The organism is Nocardioides sp. WG-D5 (assembly GCF_054031175.1).
In genome coordinates, this window is sequence record NZ_CM132928.1 from 561,970 (window position 1) to 585,433 (window position 23,464).

Below are 23,464 nucleotides of genomic sequence, written 5' to 3' on the forward strand. Positions count from 1 at the left end.
TCGGCGTCAGTCGAGGGTGGTCTTCGGCCCCTTGAACCAGGTCCGGGCCGAGACCGCCCACCAGATCCCGAGGACGATCAGCGAGCCGACGGTGAGGATCGGTGCGTAGTTGACCGACTCCCAGGAGAAGTCGTCGCTGGTGATCCAGCCGGAGGGTACGAACGGCAGGATGAAGTAGACCGAGATGATCGCGATCTCGGCGACGGCGATCAGGTTGAGCCACTTGTAGTGCCGGCCGAGGGTCCACTGCCCGGTCTCGAAGGAGTCGCCGGCCTTCCAGCGCAGGAAGATCGGGATCGCGAAGGCGAGGTAGAGGCCGATCACCGCGACCGAGGTGACCGCGTAGAAGGCGAGCGGGATGCCGCCGACGCCCCACAGCGCCGGGAGGGTGATGACCGCGCCGACGACGGCGACCAGCAGCACCGCGTTGACCGGGACCTTCCGGGACTCGTTGACCTTCGCCCACAGCGAGGAGCCGGGGACCGCGCCGTCGCGGGCGAAGGCGTACGTCATCCGGGAGGCGCTGGTCACGCATGCGGTGGCGCAGAAGAGCTGCCCGGCGGTCGAGATCAGCAGCACCACGAAGTGCCAGGACGTGGGCAGCGCCTGGCCGAAGATCACATCGACCGCGCCACCGCCCTCGCTCACGCCCTCGGGGTCCTGCACGGCGAAGAGGAACGCCAGCAGCAGGACGTACCCGCCGATCGCGGAGTAGAAGATCGAGCGCCAGATCCCCTTGGCGGCACCGTCGGCGGCACCCTGGGTCTCCTCCGAGAGGTGGGCGGAGGCGTCGAACCCGGTGATCGTGTACTGGGTCAGCAGGAACCCGAGCGGGAGCACCAGGAACCAGTACTTCGCGTCGGCGTAGCCCGAGTTGTTGATCCGCTCGGTGAAGACATAGCTGAAGCTCTGGTGGTGGTCCGGCACGATGACCAGCACCAGGACCACGACCGCGGCGCCGGCGACGTGCCACCACACCGAGATGTTGTTGATGACGGCCAGCAGATGGCTGGAGAAGATGTTGGCGAGCGCGGCCAGCACCAGTATGACCAGGAAGATCGCATAGACACGGCCCAGCGAGTAGCCCTCCGCCCAGCCCTCGCTCAGCGTCGAGAGCGTCAGGTCCAGGAAGGTCGCGGCGCCGTACGCGACGCTCGCGGTCACCGCGAGCAGCCCGATCAGGTTCAGCCAGCCGGTGAAGAAGCCCGCCGCCGGTCCGCCGAGCTTGGCGGCCCACCAGTAGATGCCGCCCGAAGTCGGGTACGCCGAGACCAGCTCGGACATCGTGAAGCCGATGATCAGGATGAAGCCGGCGATGATCGGCCAGCCCCACGAGATGGCCACCGGTCCGCCGTTGTTCCACGCCTGGCCGAACGTGGTGAAGCAGCCGGCGAGGATCGAGATGATCGAGAACGAGATGGCGAAGTTCGAGAACCCCGACCAGGTGCGAGCCAGCTCCTGCTTGTAGCCGAGTCTGGCCAGATGTGCTTCGTCATCGAGCCGGACCGGCTCGACGGTTTCGTGTGCCTCGGGCATGGCACGCCTCCGGATCTCGTGGGGGTGGATGATCGTGAGGCTAGGAATCGTGCGTGGCGGCCGTCGTCGCGCCAGGTAACAGCCCTGTGAAAGATCCGTCCTTGAGCGCCACGCCGGTCGCTCCGAGCTGGCGGGCCCCGGCGACCAGGCTGAGGATGGTGCGTGCCGCCGTCGCATGGTCCAGGCCGTGGGGCGGCCGGATGTTGGAGACGCAGTTGCGGGCGGAGTCGAGGACGCCGGGCCGTGGGTCCCAGGTGAGGTAGGCCCCCAGCGAGTCGCTCGAGGAGAGCCCCGGCCGCTCCCCGATCAGCACCAGGACCAGTCGCGCGCCCAGCGCCCGGCCGATGTGGTCGCCCAGCGCGACCCGGGCCTGGGTGGCGACCACCGGCGCGGCGACGCTCATCGTGCTGTCGAGGAGCGGGAGCAGGTGCTCCAGGAGCGGCACCGCGTGCTTGGCCACCGCCTCGGCGGAGAGCCCGTCGGCGACGACGACGGCGAGGTCGGCCCCGCCCGACCCGAGCTCCAGGTCGGCGCCGGGCACACGGCCGAGGTCCGGCCGGGTCAGGTACGTCGCGCGGTCCGGGGCCGCGGATGCGACCACCAGCGGCGTACCCAGTCCCAGCCCGCCGAGCGCCTCGACGAGCGCGTCGACGTCGAGCGGGAGATGGACCGCATCGCGTGCGGCCGCGTGGGCGGCCCCGAAGGCCAAGACCTCGGCGGTGGGCACGGCGTTGCCCGCCCGGCCCAGCCCGATCCGGGCCGGCGTGGCCCGGCGCACCTCGTCCCAGAACTCGCTCACCGGGCCAGCTCCTTCAGCACCGTCGCGGCCGGGTCGATGTCGCGTACGGAGCCGTCGGGGCCGAGCAGGCCGACGGAGCCCAGCCACTCCTCGAACTCCGGCGCCGGGCGTCTGTCGAGGACCTGCCGGGCGTAGAGGGCGTCGTGGAAGGAGGTCGACTGGTAGCCGAGCATCACGTCGTCGGCGCCCGGGACGGCCATCACGTACGTGCAGCCGGCGACGCCGAGCAGGGTCAGCAGGGTGTCCATGTCGTCGGAGTCGGCCTCGGCGTGGTTGGTGTAGCAGACGTCGACGCCCATCGGCACGCCGAGCAGCTTGCCGCAGAAGTGGTCCTCCAGCCCGGCGCGGATGATCTGCTTGCCGTCGTAGAGGTACTCGGGACCGATGAAGCCGACCACCGTGTTGACCAGGAACGGCCGGAACGCCCGGGCCACGCCGTACGCCCGCGCCTCCAGGGTCTGCTGGTCGACCGGCCGTCCACCGGTGCCGAGGTGGGCGTCGGCCGAGAGTGCCGACCCCTGGCCGGTCTCGAAGTACATGACCTCGTCCCCGACCGTGCCGCGGCCCAGCGACCGTGCCGCCTCGTCGGCTTCCGCCAGCATCGCCAGGGTCACCCCGAACCCCTCGTTCGCGCCCTGGGTGCCACCGATCGACTGGAACGGCAGGTCGACCGGCAGCCCGGCCTCGATCAGGTCGATCGTCGTGGTGACGTGCGTCAGGACGCAGCTCTGCGTCGGGATCTCGTAGCGGAGACGTACGTCGTCGAGGAGACGCAGCAGGTCGGCGACCGTACCCGGGTTGTCGGAGGCGGGATTGATGCCGATCAGTGCGTCGCCGGAGCCGAGGAGCAGGCCGTCCAGGATCGAGGCCGCGACGGCGGCCGGGTCGTCGGCGGGATGGTTCGGCTGCAGCCGGGTCGCCAGCCGTCCCCGCAGGCCCATCGTCGTGCGGAAGCCGGTCACCACCTCGGTGGCCGCGGCCACCGCGATCAGGTCCTGGTTGCGCATGATCTTGGAGACAGCCGCCACCATCTCGGGAGTCAGGCCCGGCGCCACGGCGGTCAGCAGCCCGGTGTCGCGACGCGCGGCGGCGTCGAGCAGCCATTCCCGGAAGGCCCCGACGGTCAGGCCGCTGACCGGGGCGAACGCGTCCGTGTCGTGCGTCTCCAGGATCAGCCGGGTGACGTCGTCGGACTCGGCCGGAACCACCTGCTCCTCGAGGAAGACACTCAGCGGCAGGTCGGCGAGCACCATCCGAGCCGCCATCCGCTCGGTGTCGGACCGTGCGGCGCAGCCGGCGAGGACGTCACCGGAGCGCAGCGGCGTCGCCCGCGCCAGCACCTCCACCAGACCGTCGAACTCGAAGCCGTGCCCGTGGAGACTCTGCCGGTATCGCATGGGATCAACGGTAGGGCCGCAATATTTCCGCGATGTGGCTGCGGAGCATGAACACCGTAGGCCCGGGTACCAGGGTCGGCGCAGAAGGTCGGAAGTCGACCAACGCTCGACCACATTTCCGGCTCGTCGGGTGACCTTGTTCGCCCGCCTCGAACGGTATCGATCTGAAGGGTTCTCATGTCACAGGAACTGAACGGCACGAGGGTCGCGATCCTCGCTGCGGACGGCGTGGAGCGCATCGAGCTCGAGCAGCCCCGCGAGGCGCTGACGGCCGCCGGCGCCCAGACCCAGGTGTTGTCGGTCCACGACGACGAGATCCAGGCCCGTGAGAACGACCTGAACGCAGCGGGCACCGTCACCGTCGACGGTCTGGTCGCGGACGCTTCCGTGACCGACTACGACGCGTTGCTGCTTCCCGGCGGCACGGTCAACCCGGACCAGCTTCGGGTCGACCCCGACGCGGTCGCCTTCGTCCGTGACTTCGTCAACAGCGGGAAACCGGTCGCCAGCATCTGCCACGGCCCCTGGACGTTGGTCGAGGCCGGCGTGGTCGAGGGTCGCACCCCTGACGTCGTTCCCGAGCATCCGTACCGACCTGCGCAACGCCGGCGCGGAGGTTCTCGATCAGGACGTCGTGGTCGACGGCAACCTGATCACCAGCCGGTCTCCCGATGACCTGCCCGCCTTCTGCGACACGATCGTGTCCGAGTTCGGGTCGGCACGCGCGCTCCGATGACGGGTTCGCCTGAGGTCGCGGTGGTCGGCGGCGGGATCGTCGGCCTCTCGACCGCCTACGCGTTACGCGAGCAGGGCGTCTCGGTGCGGCTGTACGAGACCGGCCTGCCCGGCCACGGCCAGTCCGCCGGCGAGTCGCGGATCTTCCGGCATGCGCACGACGACCCGCGGCTCGTCGCGTTCGCGCGCGAGAGCCGCGGGGTGTGGTCCGAGTGGGCCGAACGGTTCGGCGTCGAGCTAATCTCATCAGACGGTGCGGTGGCGATCGGCGAAAGCGCACTGGCGCGGCTTCGTGTGCTCGACCGCGTCGGCGGCGTCGCCGCGCGCGCGATCGACTCGGACGAGCTCGCCGAGCGGATGCCGCTGCTCGCCGGGTACTTCGGACCAGCGATGCTCGACGAGGCGGGCGGAGCGATCCGTACGCGTGCTGCCATCGAAGCGCTCACGGGTCAGCTCGGCGACGCCGTGGTGACCGGTGAGGTGGTGTCGATCGAACCCCGCGGAAGCGAGGAGGTCGAGGTGCGCAGCGTCACCGACCGCGCCGTCTACTCGAAGGTGATCGTGTGCGCCGGCCGCGAGACCGCTCGTCTGGCCCGGAGCGTCGGCCTCTCGTTGCCGGTCCGTCTCGCCGCGCACGTACGGCTGACCTTCGCCGTGAAGGGCGCCGCTCCTGCGCGGGTCGCGTGCCTGCAGGACGGCAGCGGCGACTTCGGCGAGGTCGGCGTCTACGCGACGCCGCTGCCGGGCAACAGCCGCTACGCCGTCGGGCTCAGCCAGACCGTCGGCGTCCGCGACGACGGGACGTTCATCGACCCGGCGGCGATTCGTTCGCTGGACGACCGCGCACGCGCGTACGTCGCACGGGCGCTGCCCGGCCTCGACCCGGAGCCGCAGGAGTTCGTCCACTGCTGGGTGACCGACCTCCCGCGGAGCGAGGACGGCGTGGCCGTCTGGGAGGCAGGGAACATCGCTTTCGTCGCCGGTCACAACCTCTTCAAGCAGGCACCGCTGCTGGGTCGCGCCCTGGCCCGGGCCGCGACCGGCGACGGTCTCGCCGCCGAGCTCACGCCCGAGGCGCAGCTCGGCCGACCCCGGCACTAGCTTCCGGCGACCACGGCGACCCACGGCACCCGAACAACACGCGAACCAGGTCGACACTGTCGGTCCAGGACTCGTTGTCGATCGGTGGCGCTGCCACCCCGGTGAACAGAAGGCAAAGACAGTGCGCGTTAGGGTGCTGTGGTCCCGAACCCAACCGGAAGGACAACAGTGTGACTTCTGAGAAGAAGACAGACAGTCCGAACCATTCCGACCATCACAACCCCTCTGACCTCATCAAATCCCCCACGGGCGAAGTCGTTCCCCACCCTGCGCTGGACCTGCCGATCTCGAGCGAACAGGAACAACGTAAGGGAATCGACTGGGTCGTCTTCGGCATCGCCGCGGCCATCGCGATCGCGTTCATGGCCTGGGGTTTCATCAATACCGAGGGCTTGAGCAAGGCGTCCGATCACGCTCTCGGCTGGGTGCTCGACAACGCCGGATGGTTCTTCGTGCTGACCGCCAGCGCCTTCGTCGTCTACATCATCTGGCTCGCAGCGAGTAAGTACGGCAACATCCCCCTGGGCCGTGACGACGAGAAGCCCGAGTTCAAGACCGCCTCGTGGATCGCGATGATGTTCAGCGCAGGCATGGGCATCGGGCTGATGTTCTACGGCGTGGGCGAGCCGCTGTGGCACTTCGTGAACCCGCCGCCCGGCACCGGCGGGGCGGGCAACCCCGAAGCCATCGAGCACGCGATGTCGACCACCATGTTCCACTGGACGCTGCACCCGTGGGCGATCTACGCCGTCGTCGGTCTTGCGATCGGCTACGGGGCCTACCGCAAAGGCCGAGTCAGCCTGATCTCCTCGGCCTTCACCTCCCTGCTCGGCAAGCGCACCGTCGAGGGCCCGGTCGGCAAGACGATCGACATCTTCGCCATCTTCGCCACTCTCTTCGGATCGGCGACCTCGCTGGGCACCGGGGCCTACCAGATCTCGGCCGGTCTGCAGATCGTCGCCGAGATCGGCAAGGTCGGCAACGCCGTCCTGATCGGCATCATCACGGTCCTGACGGTCTGCTTCGTGATCTCTGCGGTCACCGGTGTCGCCAAGGGCATCCAGTGGCTCTCCAACATCAACATGGTGCTCGCGCTGCTGCTGGCGCTCTTCCTCTTCGTGGTCGGCCCCACGGTCTTCATCCTCGACCTGATCCCGACCTCGCTCGGGGCCTACGTCGGCGACCTCGCCCAGATGTCGGCCCGCACCGGCGTCGGCGGCGCAGAGACCTCCGCATGGCTCGGCACGTGGACCATCTTCTACTGGGCCTGGTGGATCTCCTGGACGCCGTTCGTCGGCATGTTCATCGCTCGGATCTCGCGGGGTCGCACGATCCGGCAGTTCGTCTCCGGCGTGCTCCTGGTCCCGAGCGCCGTCAGCGTGGTCTGGTTCTGCATCTTCGGTGGCACCGCCATCGACCTGCAGCGTGACGGCGCCGACATCTTCGGCGACGGAGCCGCGCAGTCGCAGCTGTTCACGACCCTGGAGCAGTTCCCGCTGGCCACGGTCATGAGCATCCTGGTCATGGTGCTGGTCGCGATCTTCTTCATCTCCGGCGCCGACGCGGCATCCATCGTGATGGGCACGCTCTCCGAGCGGGGCACCGAGGAGCCCAAACGTCTCACCGTGATCTTCTGGGGTGTCGCGACCGGTGTCGTGGCGATCCTCGGGCTGATCGCCGGTGGCGAGGAGGCCTTGGGCGGCCTGCAGACGATCACGATCGTGGCGGCTCTGCCGTTCACGGTCATCATGGTCGGACTGGTCGTGGCGCTGCAGAAGGACCTGCAGAGCGACCCGATCATCGTGCGTGGGCAGTACGCCGCGGAGGCGGTCGAGCAGGCCGTCATCACCGGTGTCACCGAGCACGGCGACGACTTCGCGCTCGCGGTCATCGAGGACGACCACAGCAACGGGAGCGGCAACGGGAGCGGGCCGGCCGCTGCCACCGTTCCTGCCGACAAGGCCTGACCCTCAGGTCCGAGAGCTGATGGCGGGGTCCTCCGGGGCCCCGCCATCAGTCATTTCAGGGGCGTCCCGGCGTACGTCTCGAGGGTGACGAACTCCTCGACCGACTGCCGGCGCAGCTTGGTGAGCTGCTTGACGGGCTTGCCGAGCGGCACGACGGCGGCGACGGCGTGGCCCTCAGGGGCGCCGAGCAGCTCGAGGAGTGCCGGCTCCTCGGCGACCGCCATCGTCGTCATCACCCCGCCGAACCCCTCGTTGCGCGCGGCCAGGAGCGTGTTCCACACCAGCGGATAGACCGAGGCGCCGGAGACGACGCCGACCCGGTCCAGCTCGGAGTCGATGGAGGCGACCAGGCCCAGGTCGACGAGGAAGACGAGCACCACGGCCGCGGTACGCAGCGGCTCGGTCATCCCCCGTGGCACCCGGGTCTCGGCGATCTCCTCCTCGGTCACCGCCGTGGGATGCACGGTGTTCCAGGGCATCTCCCCCGCCCGCTGCTGCGCGATGTACCGACGGGCACCCGTCGCCGTCAGCTCGGCCAGGCGCTCACGGGTCTCCTGGCTGCGTACGACCACGACGTGCGCGCCCTGCCGGTTGCCACCGGACGGCGCGAACCGGGCGTTGTCGAGGATCCTGGCGAGGACCTCATCGGGCAGCGGGTCGTCGGTGAAGTCGCGTACGGCATGGGTGGTTCGCATCGCGTCGTAGAGCTCCATGGATCCATCCCATCAGACGCCCGGACTCAGTTGACGAGGAAGGCCACCAGCGCGCTGACGCCGACCACGACGATCACTCCGCGGAGCACGTTGGGCGGCAGTCGCCGCCCGATCCGCGCGCCCAGCAGGCCACCGAGCGCCGCGCCGACGGCGATGAGGGCGGCGATCCTCCAGTCGACGTCGGCCACGACCGCGAAGAGGAGGCCCGAGATGCCGTTGGTGGTGGCGACCAGGATATTCTTGAGCGCGTTGAGGCGCTGCAGCGACTCGGCCACCCCGATGCCGATGATCGCGATCATCAGCACCCCTTGGGCGGCACCGAAGTAGCCGCCGTAGACGCCGAGCATCGCGACCGCCGGCCAGACCCACCAGCGCTCGCTGCCGTCGTCGGGCGCGTCACCGTGCCGCTCGGCGACCCACCGGGAGATGCGCGGACCGGTGATCACCAGCACCACGCCGAGCCCGATCAGCACCGGGACGATCGCCTCGAACGCACCCGGAGGCAGCACCAGCAGCAGGATCCCGCCGACGGCGCCACCGATGAGAGCGGCGACGCCGAGCCGCAGGATCCGCCCGCGCTGCCCGGCGAGCTCGCGACGGTAGCCCCAGGCGCCGGCCAGGGAGCCCGGAACCAGGCCGATCGTGTTGGACACGTTGGCGACCACCGGGGGTACGCCGAAGGCCAGCAGCGTCGGGAACGTGATCAGCGTCCCGGAACCGACGGCGGCATTGATGGTGCCCGCCCCCACCCCGGCGAGCAGGATGAGGGCGGACTGGAGAGGATCCACTTAGACGGTCGGCTCTGCAGGAGGCTGCGGAGCCGGCGGGGTCGCCGGGGTCGCCTGGGTCTGCGGCCGGTTGGGCGCCTCCGCCTGCTTCGCCTCGGCGAGGGCCTCCTCGACGGCAGCAGCCGCGGAGGACGACTTCTCGAGGTCGAGCGTCGGCTCGGCCGAGCCCATGTCGACCCGCTTGACAGGGCCTTCGACCTCGTCCGGGATGCCCTTGAGGCTGTTCATCGTCGAGCCGAGACCCTCGAGCGCGGCGCCGATCTCGCTCGGGATGATCCACACCTTGTTGGCGTCTCCCTCGGCGATCTTCGGCATCATCTGCAGGTACTGGTAGGCCAGCAGCGACTGGTCGGGGCGGCCGTCGTGGATCGCCTGGAAGACGGTCTGGATGGCCTGGCCCTCACCCTGGGCACGCAGGATCGCGGCCTCACGGTCGGCCTGCGCCGCCAGGATCTGCGACTCGCGCTGACCTTCGGCGTTGAGGATGGCGGACTGCTTGTTTCCCTCGGCGGAGAGGATCGCGGACTGACGCTGACCCTCGGCGGTCAGGATCGCCGCGCGCTTGTCGCGGTCGGCGCGCATCTGCTTCTCCATCGCGTCCTTGATGGACATGGGCGGGTCGATCGACTTGATCTCGACGCGCTTGACCTTGATGCCCCATTGGCCGGTGGCCTCGTCGAGGACGATCGAGAGGCCGGAGTTGATCTGCTCGCGGCTGGTCAGGGTCTCCTCGAGGGTCATGCCACCGACGATGTTGCGCAGGGTGGTCATGGTCAGCTGCTCGACGGCCTGGATGTAGTTGGCGATCTCGTACGTCGCCGCGACCGGGTCGTTGACCTGGAAGTAGATGACCGTGTCGATCGAGACGGTCAGGTTGTCCTCGGTGATCACCGGCTGCGGCGCGAACGCGACGACCTGCTCACGCATGTCGATCATGTAGCGCACCTTGTCGACGAACGGGATCACCGCGTTCAGGCCGGGGTCGCGCTTCGACTGGAACTTGCCGAAGCGCTCCACGATGCCGACCCGCGCCTGCGGGATGATCTTGATCGTCTTGGCCAGCGTGGTGATCACCAGCACCGCCAAGATGACCAGGAGGGCCAGGATGATGCCACCCATGCCAATCAGTCCTTGTCTGTTTCGGTTGCGTCAGGTTGCCCGGAAACTACGGAGTCCCGAGCTCCGGAAGAGGATGGACGTAGGCCGTCGCTCCTCTGATCTCGAGCACCTCGACCGGCGTACCGGCCGCGATCACGAGCGTCTCGTCATAGGGCTGAGCGGTCCAGAGCTCGCCCTCGAGCTTGAGCTGCCCAGGCTTGTGGGCGCTGATCTCGACGGTCGAGACCGTCTGGACGCCGATCAGCTTCTGCGCGCCGATCTGGATCTCCGGGCCGTTGTGGAGCCGCCTGGCCAGCCCCGGGCGTACGACCGCGAGCATGGAGACCGAGACCGCCAGCGCGACGATCGCCTGGATCACGAAGCTGTCGGTGAACGCGCCGGTCACCGCGCCCGCGAAGGCGCCGGTCGCCAGCATCAGCAGGATCAGGTCGAGGCTGAAGAGCTCTCCGACGACGAGCAGCGCTCCGAGTGCCGTCCAGATCGCCCAGTCCCACTCCTGCCAGTCCATGGCCGTCACCCTATCCAGGTGACCCCATGAACGTGGGGATGTTTCCGTACCGGCTTCCTAACGGTTTCTTTACCGACGGTGCCTGAGCGGACTACCGGGTGTGGCGGGCCCGGCGCTTGGCCCAGTAGCGGCCCTCGCTGGTCTCCAGCTCGAGCGGCATGCCGAAGGTCTTGGAGAGGTTGGCCGCGGTCAGGGTGTCCTCGATGAGCCCCTGGGCGGTGATCCGGCCCGACCGCATCATCAGGACGTGGCTGAAGCCCGGCGGGATCTCCTCGACGTGGTGGGAGACGAGCACCGTGGCCGGGCTGTCGGGGTCGTAGGCGAGGGTCGAGAGCGTCGAGACGAGGTCCTCGCGGCCGCCCAGGTCGAGACCGGCGGCCGGCTCGTCGAGCAGCAGCATCTCCGGATCGACCATCAGCGCCCGGGCAAGCTGGACCCGCTTGCGCTCGCCCTCGGACAGGGTGCCGAACCTCCGCTCGCCGAGGTGCTTGATGCCGACCTCGATCAGCAGCTCCTGGGCGCGGTCGTGGTCGAGGTCGTCGTAGTGCTCGCGCCAGCGGCCGACGACCCCGTAGGAGGCGCTGACCACGACGTCGCGGACGAGCTCGTGACGCGGGATCCGGTCGGCCAGCGCGGCGGAGGTGAGACCGATGCGCGGGCGCAGCTCGAAGACGTCGATACGGCCGATCTGCTCGCCGAGGATCTTCACGACGCCCGAGGTCGGGTGGAGCTGGGCGGCGGCGGTCTGGAGCAGCGTGGTCTTGCCGGCGCCGTTGTGGCCCAGGATCACCCAGCGTTCATCCTCTTCGACCACCCAGCTCACAGAGTCGAGAAGGGCGTTGCCTCCGCGGCGTACGGTGACGTCGGTGAACTCCAGCACGGCTGCCATGGCGGCAAATCTATCGGCAGGGGTCGGTGGGCTCGGGGATAGGGTGGGAAGCTGTGAGTGTCGAGGATTCGGAGCTTGATCCGGTGTCGGTGGAGACCACCCCTGAGGCGCTGCGGCTGGCCTGGTGGGTGACGGCGTGGCTGCGCGGTGAGGCGGTCACCGACCTGGTGCTCGACGCGGTGATCGGGCCCGACGCGACCCACACCGTCAGCGGGCTCGCCGCGCTCGGGCTCGGTGGCACCGAGGGGGTCGCGGACACCTTCGTGAGCGGGATGGGGCGGCTGCGTACGGAGGGGGCGACCGCCGTCGGGGTGGCCTTCCCGGCCGAGGGCGACCCGGTCGGGCTGGGTGGCCCCAAGGCGTTCAACGATGCCGCGCTCGAGGCCGGTGAGGCCGTGATGTGCGACGCCGGCATCGGCCTCGTACCGGTCCGGGTCGGGGCGGTGATCGAGTGGCAGGCGTACGCAGCCCAGCGCCGTCAGCTCCCCGACGTCGGTGAGGCCGACCGGGCTCTCCGGCTCGCCCTGAGCGAGTCGGCGACGGCGCTCGCCGAGCTCGACGTCGCGCGGTGGCGGCCCGAGGTCGCCGACCGGTTGATGAACCTGCGCCACCGGCCCGCGCTGGCCGGCGCGCCCGGGGTGCCGGCGCGTTGCGTGGAGCTCGCCGCCCGTGGCGTACAGGCCCGGGAGATCGTCGCGGTGGCGCTCGAGGACGAGGGCGGAGCCGTCTCCGCCTCGGAGATGTTCCAGCGGCGCGAGGCGCTCGTCGGCCTCGACCGAGCGGCGCGGAGGGCGCTCACCGCGGCGGGATCGCCCGAGGTGTGGCCGCCGGACTGAGACGCAGGCGGTGACTCCACTATCCTGTGCAGCGATGACCGAGGAATTCGACGCGCTCGAGCGCCGTCCCGACACCCTGCTGATCACCCTCGCCGGAAACGACCGACCCGGGCTGACCTCGGCCACCTTGGCGACGCTGGCGCTGGCGGGGGTCGACGTGGTCGACCTGGAGCAGATCGTGCTGCGCGCGCGGCTCGTGCTCGGCCTGCTGGTGACGGCGCCCGCCGACGCGGCGAGCACCGACGCGCTCAAGCACGCGATCGAGGAGACCGCCCACGCCCTCGACATGACCGTCGAGATCGAGGAGGGCGTCGGCGACACCCCGCGCGAGCCCGCCGACCGCGCCCGGGTCACGGTCCTCGGCCTGCCCCTGAAGGCCGCCGCGCTCGCGTCCGTGACGCGCACCATCGCCTCGGCCGGCGGCAACATCGACCGGATCATCCGGCTCGCCCGCTACCCGGTCACCGCCTTCGACCTGCACGTGAGCGGGGCCTCCCCCGACGAGCTGCGGGTGACGCTGTCCGCCGAGGCCGCCGCCCAGGGCGTCGACATCGCGGTGCAGCCCGCCAACCTGGTCCGCCGCGGCATGCGACTGATCGTCATGGACGTCGACTCGACGCTGATCGACGGCGAGGTGATCGAGATGATCGCCGCCCACGCGGGCTACGAGAAGGAGGTCGCCTCGGTCACCGAGGCGGCGATGCGCGGCGAGCTCGACTTCGAGGAGTCGCTCCGTGGCCGGGTGAAGTACCTGAAGGGCGTCCCCGCGACCGCGCTGGACGAGGTCTACGCCGGGCTGCAGCTCAACCCCGGCGCACGGACGATGGTCCGCACCCTGCGCCGTCTCGGCTACCGCTTCGCCATCGTCTCGGGCGGGTTCTCCCAGATCACCGACCGGCTCGCGGCCGACCTCGGCATCCACTACGCCCGCGCCAACGAGCTCGAGATCGTCGACGGGGTCCTCACCGGTGAGGTGGTCGGCGAGGTCGTCGACCGTGCCGGCAAGGCCCGCGCGCTGCGCGAGTTCGCCGCCGAGATCGGCATCCCCGAGGCGGCCACTGTGGCGATCGGCGACGGCGCCAACGATCTCGACATGCTCGCCGCCGCCGGGCTCGGGATCGCCTACAACGCCAAGCCCGCGGTCCGCTCCGCAGCCGGGACCGCGATCAACGTCCCCTACCTCGACACCATCATGTATCTCCTCGGCATCTCCCGCGAGGAGATCGAGGCGGCCGACGCCGAGGCCGGCATCGTCACCCCCGCCCCTCCCCTGCTCTGACAGGGGTGGTCCCCGGCCGAGTCGGCGGCGCTTCAGGCGCGGGCGACGTGGAAGGCGGTGACGGAGGCCTCGGCCTCGTCGAGCTCGGACCAGTCGCCGTCGTAGGTGAGCACGGCGACGGCGGCGGTGGGGAAGCCCAGCGCGAGCTGGTTGCCGGCCTCGTCGTCGCCCTCGCCGTCGTCGAGGAGCTGCACCAGCGAGAACATGGTGGGGTTGTGGCCGATCACCACGACCGTGGTGTGGCCGTCGTCGACCTCACGGATCAGGTCGAGAGCGGTGGAGGTGCCGGCGGCGTACAGACCCTGGTCGTACTCCGCCAGCGTCAGGTCCCACGACGCCCCCACCGCGACGTCCTCCCAGGTCTGGGTGGTGCGGTCGGCGGCCGAGACCAGGACGTAGTCCGGGTCCACGCCCTGCTCGGCCAGCCACTCGCCCGCCACGACCGCGTCGGCATGGCCGCGCTCGGTCAGCTGGCGCTCGTAGTCGGTCGGTGCCGACGACTCGGCCTTGGCGTGCCGCATGATGACAAGGGTCCGCATGCGGCAACCCTATGGCCTCACGCACCCAGCGAGTGATAGCCCCCGTCGACATGGACGATCTCGCCGGTGGTCGCCGGGAAGAAGTCCGAGATCAGCGCGCAGACGGCCTTGGCGGTCGGACCCTGGTCGGTGTTGTCCCAGCCCAGCGGCGCCCGGGTGCCCCAGCCCTCGTCGAGCTCCTCGAAGCCCGGGATCGCCTTCGCGGCGAGGGTCTTCAGCGGGCCTGCGGAGACCAGGTTGCAGCGGATCCCGTCGGGACCGAGGTCGCGGGCGAGGTAGCGCGAGGTCGACTCGAGAGCGGCCTTGGCGACACCCATCCAGTCGTACGCCGGCCAGGCGATCGTCGCGTCGAAGGTCAGCCCCACGATCGACGAGCCCGGGCCCAGGAGCGGGCGGGTGGCCATGGCGAGCGACTTGAGCGAGTAGGCGCTGACCTGGACGGCCTGGGAGACGTCGTCCCACGGGCCGTCGAGGAACTTGCCGCCGAGCAGCGTCTCGGGGTTGCCGTACGCGATCGAGTGCACGACCCCGTCGAGCCGCTCGACGCCCTCGGCCCGGAGCGCGTCGGCGAGGCCGTCGAGGTGCTCCTGGTTGGTGACGTCGAGGTCGAGGACCGGCGGCTCCTCGGGGAGCCGCTTCGCGATCCGCTTGGTGATCGACAGCGCGCGGCCGAAGTTGGAGATCAGGACGCGGGCGCCCTGCTCCTGGGCCACCTTGGCCACCGCGAAGCCGATCGAGGAGTCCATCGTGACTCCCGCGACGAGAACAGTCTTGCCGTCCAACAAACCCATGATCAGTGCCCCATTCCAAGTCCGCCGTCGACCGGGATCACGGCCCCGGTCACATAACCCGCATCTGCCAACCACGTCACGGCCGAGGCCACCTCGTCCGGCGTCGCGTAGCGCGCCAGCGGGACCCGGTCCGTGATCGCCTTCTGCTGCTCGTCGGTGAGCACCGCGGTCATCTCGGTCTCCACGAACCCCGGCGCCACCACGTTGGCGGTGATCCCCCGCGAGCCGAGCTCACGCGCGAGCGAGCGGGCCATCCCGACCAGCCCGGCCTTCGAGGCCGCGTAGTTGACCTGGCCCGGGTTGCCCAACAGGCCGACGACCGAGGAGATGAAGATGATCCGGCCGCGGCGCAGCCGCAGCATGCCCTTCGAGGCGCGCTTGGCGAGCCGGAAGGACGCGGTCAGGTTGGTGTCGATCACCGAGGTGAAGTCGTCCTCCGACATCCGGAGGACGAGCGTGTCCTTGGTGATCCCGGCATTGGCCACCAGGACCTCGACCGGTCCGTGGGCGGCCTCGGCGGCGGCGTACGCCTCCTCGACGGCGGCGGGGTCGGTGATGTCGCACACCAGGTCCAGGGCGCCCTCCGGCGCCCCGCCCTTGCGGGAGGTCACGGCGACCTTGTCGCCGTTGGCCACGAAGGCCTCCGCGATCGCCCGGCCGATGCCACGGCTGCCACCGGTGACGAGCACCGAGCGGGGTGCCCGCGCTGGGCTCTGCGTTGTGGGGTCTTCACTGTCAGTCACAGGCGCGACGGTAGCGATTACTTCGGCGTACGACCAATGCCTTGGATTTGCTTGTGAGAACCCTCCAACGGCGCTCGGAGCGCCCCTGTTGGGACCACACCATTGACCGACGCTCATCGGGCACGACCTAGACTGGCGGTATGTCCAAGGCGCAACCGATCAGGATCACGACGGCGGGGCGCAGCCGCGCCGAGGACATCGCGATCCGTCAGAAGCGCTACGCCATCTCGATGTCGATCCGCTCGCTCTGCTTCATCGGCGCCGTGATCGCCGGCCTGGCAGGCATCACGTGGCTGTGGCCGATCCTGATAGCGGCCGCCCTGATCCTGCCCTACATCGCCGTGGTGATGGCCAACGCGACCAACACCAAGAGCGACGAGATGAACCTCATGGACTCGCCCTACGGCCCGCGCCAGCTCACCAGCGGACGCGAGCAGCAGCTCCACCAGAAGGGTGACGACTGATGGGTGCCCTCGACTCCGACCTGTGCTCGGCGAAGGGCTGTCAGGACCCCGGGTCGTGGGAGCTGCAGTGGAACAATCCCAAGATCCACACGCCCGAGCGGCGTAAGATCTGGCTCGCGTGCGAGGCGCACAAGCAGTCACTGAGCGACTTCCTGGGCGCACGCGGGTTCCTGAAGGACGTCGTCGCTCATTAGCTGTTCCGACAGAGAGGCTGTGCGATGAACCCGATCCCTGTCCTCCTCGACTGCGACCCCGGCCACGACGACGCGATCGCGATCCTGCTGGCGCTGGGCGACCCTCGTATCGACCTGCTCGGCATCACCACCACCTTCGGCAACTGCCAGGTGGAGAAGGCGACCTACAACGCCCAGCGGATCCTCGCCCTGGCCGAGCGGCCCGATGTCCCGGTCGCCACCGGAGCCGCCGGGCCGCTGGCCGGTGAGATCCACATCGGTGACTTCATCCACGGCGCGACCGGGATCGACGGGCCCGATCTTCCCGAGCCGCTCGCTGCGCCGGTCTCGATCGGGGCGGTCGAGCTCCTGCGTACGTCCCTTCTGGCTGCCCCGGATCCCGTCACCGTCGTCGCGACCGGACCGATCACCAACGTCGCGGTGCTGCTGCGTGATCATCCCGAGGTCGGTGCGAAGATCGCCGAGATCGTCTTCATGGGCGGCTCGACCGAACGCGGCAACACCACGCCGGCCGCCGAGTTCAACGCCTACGCCGACCCCGAGGCACTCGACCTCGTCCTCACCAGCGGCCTGCCGATCCGGATGGTCGGGCTCAACCTGTCCCACCAGGCGCTGGCCACTCCCGAGGTCGTCGCGCGGATGCGGGCCATGGATCATCCGGTCGGCCGGGCATGCGCCGACCTGATGGGCTTCTTCGGCGGCACCTACTCCGACGTCTTCGACTTCGCCGCTCCCCCGGTCCACGACCCCTGCACCATCGCGGCGCTCATCGACCCCGGCCTGATCACCTGGCACAAGTCGTTCGTCGCCGTCGAGACCGAGGGCCGCTGGACCCGCGGCGCCACCGTCGTCGACCTCCACGGCCGCCTCGACGAGCCGCCCAACGCCCAGGTCGCGATCACCCTCGACGTCGAGGGCTACTGGGAGCTCGTCCTGGACGCTCTCGACCGCGTCGGGCACCCCGTCGCCGAGAAGTGAGTTGTGGGGGCCGAATCTGTCGTTGTGGGTGACGAGAGTCGACTTTCGTCGCCCACAACGACAGATTCGGCCGTCGCTTCTACGGTCTCGGCGGGAGGGGTCAGCCGCCGATGGCGGACATCGGACGGTCGGGCTGGAGGAAGCCGAGGTCGTCGATGCCGTGGCCGGCGCGCTTGCCGGCCATCGCGGTGACCCACCTCGCAGCGAGGTCGGCGTCGGAGGCGCCGGCACGCAGCGGCGTACGCAGGTCCGACTCGGAGCGCGCGAACAGGCAGTCGCGCACCTGCCCGTCGGCGGTGAGACGCACCCGGTCGCAGTCGCCGCAGAAGGGGCGGGTGACGGAGGCGATGATGCCGACCTTGGCCGGGCCGCCGTCGACGTAGAAGAGCTCGGCGGGGGCGCTGCCGCGGGGCTCCTCGGCCGGGGTCAGGTCGAACGCCGCCGACAGCGCGGCGAGGGTGTCGTCGGCCGTCACCATCGTGTCGCGCGACCACCCGTGCTGGGCGTCGAGGGGCATCTGCTCGATGAACCGCAGCTCGTAGCCGCGCTCGACCGACCAGCCGAGCAGCTCGGCGGCCTGGTCGTCGTTGACGCCTCGTAGCAGGACCGCGTTGATCTTGATCGGTCCCAGACCGGCCTCCGCGGCGGCCTCGAGGCCGGCCACGACGTCGTGCAGCCGGTCGCGACGGGTGATCTCCGCGAACGTGTCCGGCCGGATCGAGTCCAGGGACACGTTGACCCGGTCGAGGCCGGCCTCCGCGAGCGAGCCGGCCATCCGGGCCAGACCGAGCGCGTTGGTCGTGATCGAGAGCTCCGCGTCGGGAGCGACCTCGCGGGTGCGCGCGACGATCGAGACCAGCCCGCGCCTGACCAGTGGCTCCCCGCCGGTGAACCGCACCTCGCGGACCCCGAGCTGCCCGGTGGCGACACCGATCAGCCGCACGACCTCGTCGTCGGTGAGCACCTCGTCGCCGGGCAGCCAGTCGAGCCCCTCCGGCGGCATGCAGTAGGTGCAGCGCAGGTTGCAGCGATCGGTCAGCGAGACGCGCAGATCGGTCGCGACCCGGCCGAACCGGTCGACCAGCCTCTGCTGGACCTGATCTGTCGGGGAGGTCGTCATCACACCAGTCTAGGCAGCCGCGACCCGGATCGTGAGCGAGGACCGTATGCCAGTTAGTCTCGTGGCGTGAGTTCGTTCCGTTTCCTGCTCAGCCGTCGCTGGGCCGGTTTCACGGTGTTCGTGCTGATCCTGGCCTACGGGACGTGGTGGCTGGGCCAGTGGCAGTTCGACCGTCTCGAGGACCGCAAGGCCAGCAACCAGATCGTCCGCACCAACGAGCACGCCGAGCCCGCGCCGGTCTCCGACGTGCTGGCCGAGGGCACGAAGGTGGCCGAGAAGGACGAGTGGCGGCGGGTGACCGCCACCGGGACGTACGCGGTCGACGACACGATCATCTGGCGCTACCGCACCCCCGACGACGCCAAGGGGATCGACATCGTCGTCCCGCTGGTGCTCGCCGACGGCACCGCGGTGCTGGTCGACCGCGGCTGGCTCCAGACCGAGTCGCAGGAGAAGTTCGACGATCTTCCGGCGCCCCCGACCGGCGAGGTCACCATCACCGGCTGGGTACGCGCCGACGGCACCGGCGACTCCACCGACGTCGCCCAGGTCGACGGCTACCACGCCACCCGCGCGCTCTCCTCGGCCCAGGTCGCGAAGGTGGTCGACGAGCCGCTGCTGACCGGCTGGCTCCACCTCGACACCGAGTCCCCCGAACCCGCTGTCCAGCTCCGCCAGGCCGACCTCCCCGAGCTCGACAACGGCCCCCACTTCTTCTACGGGCTCCAGTGGTGGTTCTTCGGCATCCTCGCGATCGCCGGGTTCTTCTACCTGATGTACGACGAGCGGCGTACGCAGAGCCGGGACGAGCCTGCACCAGACGATGACGCCTCCGACGGCGATGACCAGCTCGACGAGCGCGCCCGCAAGAAGGCCGCCAAGCTGGCTCAGAAGCAGGCCGTGAAGGCGGCCTACCAGGCTGCGTACGAGAAGGAACGCAGCGGGAAGAGCTGACCCCGGGCCCTAGCGCCGGAACTGCGTCTCGTAGAGCTCCGCGTAGAGCCCGCCGTCGGCGAGCAGCGACTCGTGGGTGCCGGACTCCACGACGCGGCCGGCCTCGATGACGAGGATGCGGTCGGCGGCACGGATGGTCGAGAGCCGGTGGGCGATGACGATGGAGGTACGTCCCGCCAGCGCGGCGTCCAGGGCGGTCTGCACCGCGGCCTCGGACTCGGAGTCGAGATGGGCGGTGGCCTCGTCGAGCACCACGATGTGGGGCGCCTTCAGCAGGAGCCGGGCGATCGCGAGGCGCTGACGCTCTCCGCCGGAGAGCCGGTAGCCGCGGTCGCCGACGACGGTGTCGAGCCCGTCGGGAAGTCCCTTGATGACGCCGGCCACCTGGGCCGCCTCGAGGGCCGCCCAGACCTCCTCGTCGGTGGCGCCGGGGCGGGCGTAGAGCAGGTTGCCGCGGACGGTGTCGTGGAACATGTGGGCGTCCTGGGTGACGTAGCCGACCGCGGCCTCGAGCGACTCCAGGGTCACGTCGCGCACGTCGAGACCGCCGACCTCGACCGAGCCGGAGCGTACGTCGTAGAGCCGGGCGATCAGGTGGGTGATCGTCGACTTCCCGGCGCCGGAGGGGCCGACCAGGGCGACCATCTCGCCCGGCTCGGCGGCGAAGTCGATGTCGGACAGCACCTCGCGCACCTCGCGGCTCTCCGGCCGAGCGATCGTCTCCAGGGAAGCCAGCGAGACCTCGTCGGAGCGGGGGTAGGTGAAGGCGACGTGGCGGAACCGCACGGACGCGGCATCGGCGGGCACCTCGACCGCGTCCGGCTTCTCCTTGATCAGCGAGGGCAGGTCGAGGACCTCGAAGACGCGGTCGAAGCTGACCAGCGCGGTCATCACGTCGATGCGTACGTTGGAGAGCGCCTGCAGCGGCCCCAGCAGCCTCACCAGCAGCAGACCGAGCGCGGTCAGGGTGCCGAGCGTGACGTCGCCGCGGATCACCATCCAGCCGCCGAAGCCGTAGACCAGCGCGGTCGCCAGCGCCGGCACCATCTGCATCGTCGCCCCGAACAGACGGGTCAGCAGCGCGATCCGGATCCCCAGACGGCGTACGACATCGGCACGCTGCGCGAACGCCGCATCCTCCTCGTCGCGACGGCCGAAGAGCTTGAGCAGCAGGGCGCCACCGACGTTGAACCGCTCGGTCATCGTCGTCGCCAGCGCCGCGTTGCCGTCCATCTGCTCGCGGGTCAGCCCGGCCAGCCGGCGCCCGACCCAGCGCGAGGTCAGGAACAGGATCGGGAACAGCGCGACGCACATCAGCGTCACCTGCCAGGAGAGCACCAGCATCGCCGCGCCGACCACGAAGACCGAGATCAGGTTGGAGACGCTGTTGGACAGCGTCGAGGTGAACGCCCGCTGGGCGCCGAGCACGTCGGTGTTGAGGCGGCTCACCAGCGCACCGGTCTGGGCGCGGGTGAAGAAGGCCAGCGACTGGCGCTGGACGTGGCCGAAGACCTGGGTGCGCAGGTCGAAGATGAGCCCCTCGCCGATCCGCGTCGAGAGCCAGCCAGAGACCACCCCGAAGGCCATGTCGACCACCGCCACCAGCGCCATCGCCGCGGCCAGCCAGATCACCAGCGAGAGGTTCTTGGCGAGCACGCCGTCGTCGATGAGGCGCTGGGTCAGCAGCGGGGTGACCACCACGAGCGCGGCGTCGAAGACCGTGAACAGCAGGAACGCACTGATCAGAGCCCGGTGGGGTCCGGCGTAGGAGATGACGCGCTTGACGGTGCCCTTCGGCAACCCCCGTTGGAGCACGGTGCGGTCGGCGCGCAGGTTGCGCATGATCCCGCCGCCGCCCATCGCCCCGCCGGTCGCACCGAAGCCTGGACCCATTTGTGACACCCCGACACCTTAGTCGCCCGGACGCGTACGGCCGCTTCCAGGACCATCGTCGAAATATGGTCAAAATCACCTGGATCAGGTGACCAAGCGCTCTGTTGGTGGTATGAAGTGGTGCGCGTGTGTGCGCCGGTCTCCGGGGGCTGGATCAGGAATCGTCCCCCTGTCCTGACCCGCGGGTTCATGCCTGACTGTTCACCCCCACACCAGGTGCCCGACATGACCCGACCACTCCTGGCCCGACTCCACCGAGCCGGTCCATGGTTCTGCAGTACCGCGATCCTTCTCTTCGTCGCGCTCTCCCCCGTCATCTTCGTCACCGCCTCCGGTGACCAGTGGATCTGGCGCTGGATCCTCGCCGGCGTACCCGTCGTCGCCCTCACCCTCTGGCTCACCGCGATGGCCTACGAGTCCGCTCCTGCCGAGGCGTCACCCGCGTCGGCCGAAGAGTCACCCGCGTCGGCCGAGGAGTCGGGAGCGCAGGCCGAGGCGTCACTTCCGTCGGCCGAACTGGCACCGGCTGACACCTCGAGCGACCCCAGTGACGTCTCGGCCGACGAGAGTGACGTCTCGGCCGACGTACCTGACGCCTCGGCTGGGGCGGCTGGACGGGGTGGCGACGCCGGGATGCGGGTGGCGGTGCTGTCGCTGTCGCGCAAGGTGCAGGCGTCGGCGCACCGGATCCAGGAGGAGTCGACGCGGATGGTGGCGAAGTTCCCGGCCGAGCCGGACGTGCTCGAGGCCGGGATGAGGGTCGACCACGCGGCGGCGCAACAGGCGCGGCTGGCGCAGAGCATCGCCACGCTGTGCGGGGAGCAGCCGGGGCAGCACTGGCGCGACCCGCTCGCGATCGCCGACGTCGTACGTGGGGCAGCCGGCCGGATCACCGCCTACCGCCGCGTCCGGGTGGAGGGCGACCCTCCGGTCGCGGTCCAGGGTGCGTACGTCGAGTCCCTGATCCACCTCGTCGCCGAGCTCCTCGCCAACGCGACCCAGTCCTCACCACCCGCGACCGATGTGCTGGTCACCATCCGGTCCGTACGCCGCGGGGCGGCCCTGGAGATCGACGACGCGGGCGTCGGCATGGACGAGACCAACCTCGCCTGGATGCGTGAGATCGCCTCCGGCACCCGGCAGGTGCGCCTGCAGGACCTCGGCGAGATCCCGCAGACCGGCCTCGCGGTCGTCGGCACCTACGTCCGCCGCCACGGGTTCCGGGTCGACCTGACCGAGTCGGTCCACGGTGGCCTGCGGGTCGCCGTACTCGTCCCCGAGGCGATGACCACGCCGCTGAGCCCGACGACGGTCGAGCCGGAGCCGCGTACGCCGGTCTCGACCCCCATGCCCGCCTCGCTCCTCGCCCAGGCCCCGAAGGCGCCGCCGGCGTCGACGACGCCGGCCTGGCCGGTCCACGCCGCCGCGAAGGCCCCCGATCCTCTCGCCGGCCTCGACAAGCGGGAGCCGTCGCTGTTCACCTCCGACGGCCTGCCCCAGCGCCGCTCGAAACGCGGCCAGCGCTTCGCGACCGGACAGCAGCCGGTCGGCCGGGTCGTCCCACCCCGCCCGGAGCCGACGGCCGAGCAGGCCGGCGCGTGGATGAGCAGCTTCCTCAGTGCCCCGGCCACACCCGCGGCCAGCACGACCATCCCCCACCAGGCCGTCGATCCCACCGACGGCAGCACCGCCGCGGAGACCGATTCCGCACCCGAGAACCACTGGAGGAACCATGACCGATGAGAACAGCTGGATGCTGGAGCTGGTCGCGGGAGTACGCGGCGTACGTCATGTCGTGGTCCTCTCCGCCGACGGGCTCGTCCGGGTCCGCACGAGCCACACCCCGCGCGAGGAGGCCGACAAGCTGGCCGCGGCGTGCGCCGGGCTGACCTCGCTCGGCCACGGGATCAGCCGCCAGTTCGGCGTCGACGCCCACCCCCGCCAGGTGATGGTCGAGTTCAACGGCGGCTTCCTGTTCATCCGTGGCGCCGGTGACGGCTCCCGGCTCGCGGTGGTCACCGAGATGAGCATCGACCCGGCGCTGGTCGCCCAGCAGATGCAGGCGACCGTGCTGATGATCGGGGAGCGCGCGATGAGCACCCCGAGACGCTCGATCTGAGC

The 23,464-nt window shown here is 70.1% G+C and carries 24 protein-coding genes and 1 pseudogene; 12 read left to right on the plus strand and 13 right to left on the minus strand.

Translation table 11 applies throughout. The features are described 5' to 3' along the window. Positions 1–6: 6 nt before the first annotated feature. From ACWZJV_RS02770 to ACWZJV_RS02780, 3 genes are read right to left on the minus strand one after another with little or no spacing between them, the layout of a single operon-like run. On the minus strand, positions 7–1,536 hold the full coding sequence (locus ACWZJV_RS02770) for an amino acid permease (RefSeq protein ID WP_457180152.1): 1,530 nt from the start codon (positions 1,534–1,536) through the stop codon (positions 7–9). Between the two features lie 40 nt (positions 1,537–1,576). After that, entirely contained in the window at positions 1,577–2,335 is a 759-nt protein-coding gene (eutC, locus tag ACWZJV_RS02775; RefSeq protein WP_457180153.1) for an ethanolamine ammonia-lyase subunit EutC, read from the minus strand. Next, positions 2,332–3,732, minus strand: a complete 1,401-nt coding sequence (locus ACWZJV_RS02780; protein WP_457180154.1) for an ethanolamine ammonia-lyase subunit EutB — start codon at positions 3,730–3,732, stop codon at positions 2,332–2,334. The genes eutC and ACWZJV_RS02780 overlap by 4 nt, the downstream gene beginning before the upstream one ends. A 177-nt stretch (positions 3,733–3,909) precedes the next feature. Between ACWZJV_RS02780 and ACWZJV_RS02785 the strand changes: the two are divergent. The 4 genes and pseudogenes from ACWZJV_RS02785 to ACWZJV_RS02800 all read left to right on the plus strand — a co-directional run. Next, positions 3,910–4,236 (plus strand): annotated as a pseudogene (locus tag ACWZJV_RS02785) (DJ-1/PfpI family protein); the annotation flags it as partial. Next, complete coding sequence (locus ACWZJV_RS02790; RefSeq protein WP_457180155.1) at positions 4,208–4,468, plus strand: DJ-1/PfpI family protein; 261 nt, start codon at positions 4,208–4,210, stop codon at positions 4,466–4,468. The pseudogene ACWZJV_RS02785 and the gene ACWZJV_RS02790, both read left to right, overlap by 29 nt. Continuing rightward, a complete protein-coding gene (locus ACWZJV_RS02795; protein WP_457180156.1) occupies positions 4,465–5,568 on the plus strand; it encodes an NAD(P)/FAD-dependent oxidoreductase in 1,104 nt (367 codons plus the stop codon). Before ACWZJV_RS02790 ends, ACWZJV_RS02795 begins: the two co-directional genes overlap by 4 nt. Before the next feature lie 170 nt (positions 5,569–5,738). Then, positions 5,739–7,535, plus strand: a complete 1,797-nt coding sequence (locus tag ACWZJV_RS02800) for a BCCT family transporter (RefSeq protein WP_457180157.1) — start codon at positions 5,739–5,741, stop codon at positions 7,533–7,535. A gap of 50 nt (positions 7,536–7,585) precedes the next feature. Here the strand turns inward: ACWZJV_RS02800 and ACWZJV_RS02805 are convergent, their stop codons facing one another. The 5 genes from ACWZJV_RS02805 to ACWZJV_RS02825 all read right to left on the minus strand — a co-directional run bounded on the left by ACWZJV_RS02805 (position 7,586) and on the right by ACWZJV_RS02825 (position 11,552). Next, the gene (locus ACWZJV_RS02805) at positions 7,586–8,248 is read right to left on the minus strand and encodes a nitroreductase family protein (protein WP_457180158.1); all 663 of its coding nucleotides are present in this window, start codon (positions 8,246–8,248) and stop codon (positions 7,586–7,588) included. Positions 8,249–8,274: 26 nt separating this feature from the next. Next, positions 8,275–9,036, minus strand: coding sequence for a sulfite exporter TauE/SafE family protein (locus ACWZJV_RS02810; protein WP_457180159.1), 762 nt, complete (start codon positions 9,034–9,036; stop codon positions 8,275–8,277). Next, positions 9,037–10,155: an SPFH domain-containing protein gene (locus ACWZJV_RS02815; RefSeq protein ID WP_457180160.1), complete on the minus strand. Its 1,119-nt coding sequence runs from the start codon at positions 10,153–10,155 to the stop codon at positions 9,037–9,039. It lies immediately after the preceding gene. 46 nt (positions 10,156–10,201) lie between these two features. Beyond that, the gene (locus tag ACWZJV_RS02820) at positions 10,202–10,663 is read right to left on the minus strand and encodes an NfeD family protein (protein ID WP_008357045.1); all 462 of its coding nucleotides are present in this window, start codon (positions 10,661–10,663) and stop codon (positions 10,202–10,204) included. A 91-nt stretch (positions 10,664–10,754) separates the two neighbouring features. After that, a complete protein-coding gene (locus ACWZJV_RS02825) occupies positions 10,755–11,552 on the minus strand; it encodes an ABC transporter ATP-binding protein (protein ID WP_008357048.1) in 798 nt (265 codons plus the stop codon). 53 nt (positions 11,553–11,605) lie between these two features. Between ACWZJV_RS02825 and ACWZJV_RS02830 the strand changes: the two genes are divergently transcribed. Together ACWZJV_RS02830 and serB are read left to right on the plus strand one after the other, a co-directional pair. After that, complete coding sequence (locus ACWZJV_RS02830; protein ID WP_457180161.1) at positions 11,606–12,388, plus strand: hypothetical protein; 783 nt, start codon at positions 11,606–11,608, stop codon at positions 12,386–12,388. A 34-nt stretch (positions 12,389–12,422) separates the two neighbouring features. Continuing rightward, positions 12,423–13,667 (plus strand): phosphoserine phosphatase SerB, encoded by a 1,245-nt coding sequence (serB, locus tag ACWZJV_RS02835; protein WP_008357052.1) that lies wholly within the window; start codon positions 12,423–12,425, stop codon positions 13,665–13,667. Between the two features lie 32 nt (positions 13,668–13,699). Here the strand turns inward: serB and ACWZJV_RS02840 are convergent, their stop codons facing one another. Genes ACWZJV_RS02840 through fabG form a run of 3 tightly spaced genes read right to left on the minus strand, consistent with a single transcriptional unit; the run spans position 13,700 to position 15,740 of the window. Beyond that, a complete protein-coding gene (locus ACWZJV_RS02840; RefSeq protein ID WP_196873792.1) occupies positions 13,700–14,206 on the minus strand; it encodes a SixA phosphatase family protein in 507 nt (168 codons plus the stop codon). Between the two features lie 17 nt (positions 14,207–14,223). Then, a complete protein-coding gene (fabI, locus tag ACWZJV_RS02845) occupies positions 14,224–14,997 on the minus strand; it encodes an enoyl-ACP reductase FabI (protein WP_196873791.1) in 774 nt (257 codons plus the stop codon). A gap of 2 nt (positions 14,998–14,999) precedes the next feature. After that, entirely contained in the window at positions 15,000–15,740 is a 741-nt protein-coding gene (gene fabG, locus ACWZJV_RS02850) for a 3-oxoacyl-ACP reductase FabG (RefSeq protein WP_307785581.1), read from the minus strand. A gap of 140 nt (positions 15,741–15,880) precedes the next feature. On the opposite strand from fabG, the gene ACWZJV_RS02855 reads away from it, so the two are divergent. From ACWZJV_RS02855 to ACWZJV_RS02865, 3 genes are read left to right on the plus strand one after another with little or no spacing between them, the layout of a single operon-like run. Continuing rightward, on the plus strand, positions 15,881–16,204 hold the full coding sequence (locus ACWZJV_RS02855) for a DUF3099 domain-containing protein (RefSeq protein WP_457180162.1): 324 nt from the start codon (positions 15,881–15,883) through the stop codon (positions 16,202–16,204). After that, on the plus strand, positions 16,204–16,398 hold the full coding sequence (locus ACWZJV_RS02860; RefSeq protein ID WP_008357063.1) for a hypothetical protein: 195 nt from the start codon (positions 16,204–16,206) through the stop codon (positions 16,396–16,398). The genes ACWZJV_RS02855 and ACWZJV_RS02860 overlap by 1 nt, the downstream gene beginning before the upstream one ends. A gap of 24 nt (positions 16,399–16,422) precedes the next feature. Continuing rightward, positions 16,423–17,376 (plus strand): nucleoside hydrolase, encoded by a 954-nt coding sequence (locus tag ACWZJV_RS02865; RefSeq protein WP_457180163.1) that lies wholly within the window; start codon positions 16,423–16,425, stop codon positions 17,374–17,376. 100 nt (positions 17,377–17,476) lie between these two features. On the opposite strand, the gene moaA is transcribed toward ACWZJV_RS02865, so the two are convergent. Continuing rightward, positions 17,477–18,496, minus strand: a complete 1,020-nt coding sequence (moaA, locus tag ACWZJV_RS02870; RefSeq protein ID WP_008357067.1) for a GTP 3',8-cyclase MoaA — start codon at positions 18,494–18,496, stop codon at positions 17,477–17,479. A gap of 66 nt (positions 18,497–18,562) precedes the next feature. Between moaA and ACWZJV_RS02875 the strand changes: the two genes are divergently transcribed. After that, entirely contained in the window at positions 18,563–19,450 is an 888-nt protein-coding gene (locus ACWZJV_RS02875; protein WP_457180164.1) for an SURF1 family cytochrome oxidase biogenesis protein, read from the plus strand. 9 nt (positions 19,451–19,459) lie between these two features. Here the strand turns inward: ACWZJV_RS02875 and ACWZJV_RS02880 are convergent, their stop codons facing one another. Next, positions 19,460–21,343, minus strand: a complete 1,884-nt coding sequence (locus ACWZJV_RS02880; protein ID WP_457180165.1) for an ABC transporter ATP-binding protein — start codon at positions 21,341–21,343, stop codon at positions 19,460–19,462. 225 nt (positions 21,344–21,568) lie between these two features. Between ACWZJV_RS02880 and ACWZJV_RS02885 the strand changes: the two genes are divergently transcribed. Both ACWZJV_RS02885 and ACWZJV_RS02890 read left to right on the plus strand, forming a co-directional pair. Then, positions 21,569–23,086, plus strand: coding sequence for an ATP-binding protein (locus ACWZJV_RS02885; RefSeq protein WP_457180166.1), 1,518 nt, complete (start codon positions 21,569–21,571; stop codon positions 23,084–23,086). Then, a complete protein-coding gene (locus ACWZJV_RS02890; protein WP_008357073.1) occupies positions 23,076–23,462 on the plus strand; it encodes a roadblock/LC7 domain-containing protein in 387 nt (128 codons plus the stop codon). The genes ACWZJV_RS02885 and ACWZJV_RS02890 overlap by 11 nt, the downstream gene beginning before the upstream one ends. Positions 23,463–23,464 lie beyond the last annotated feature (2 nt).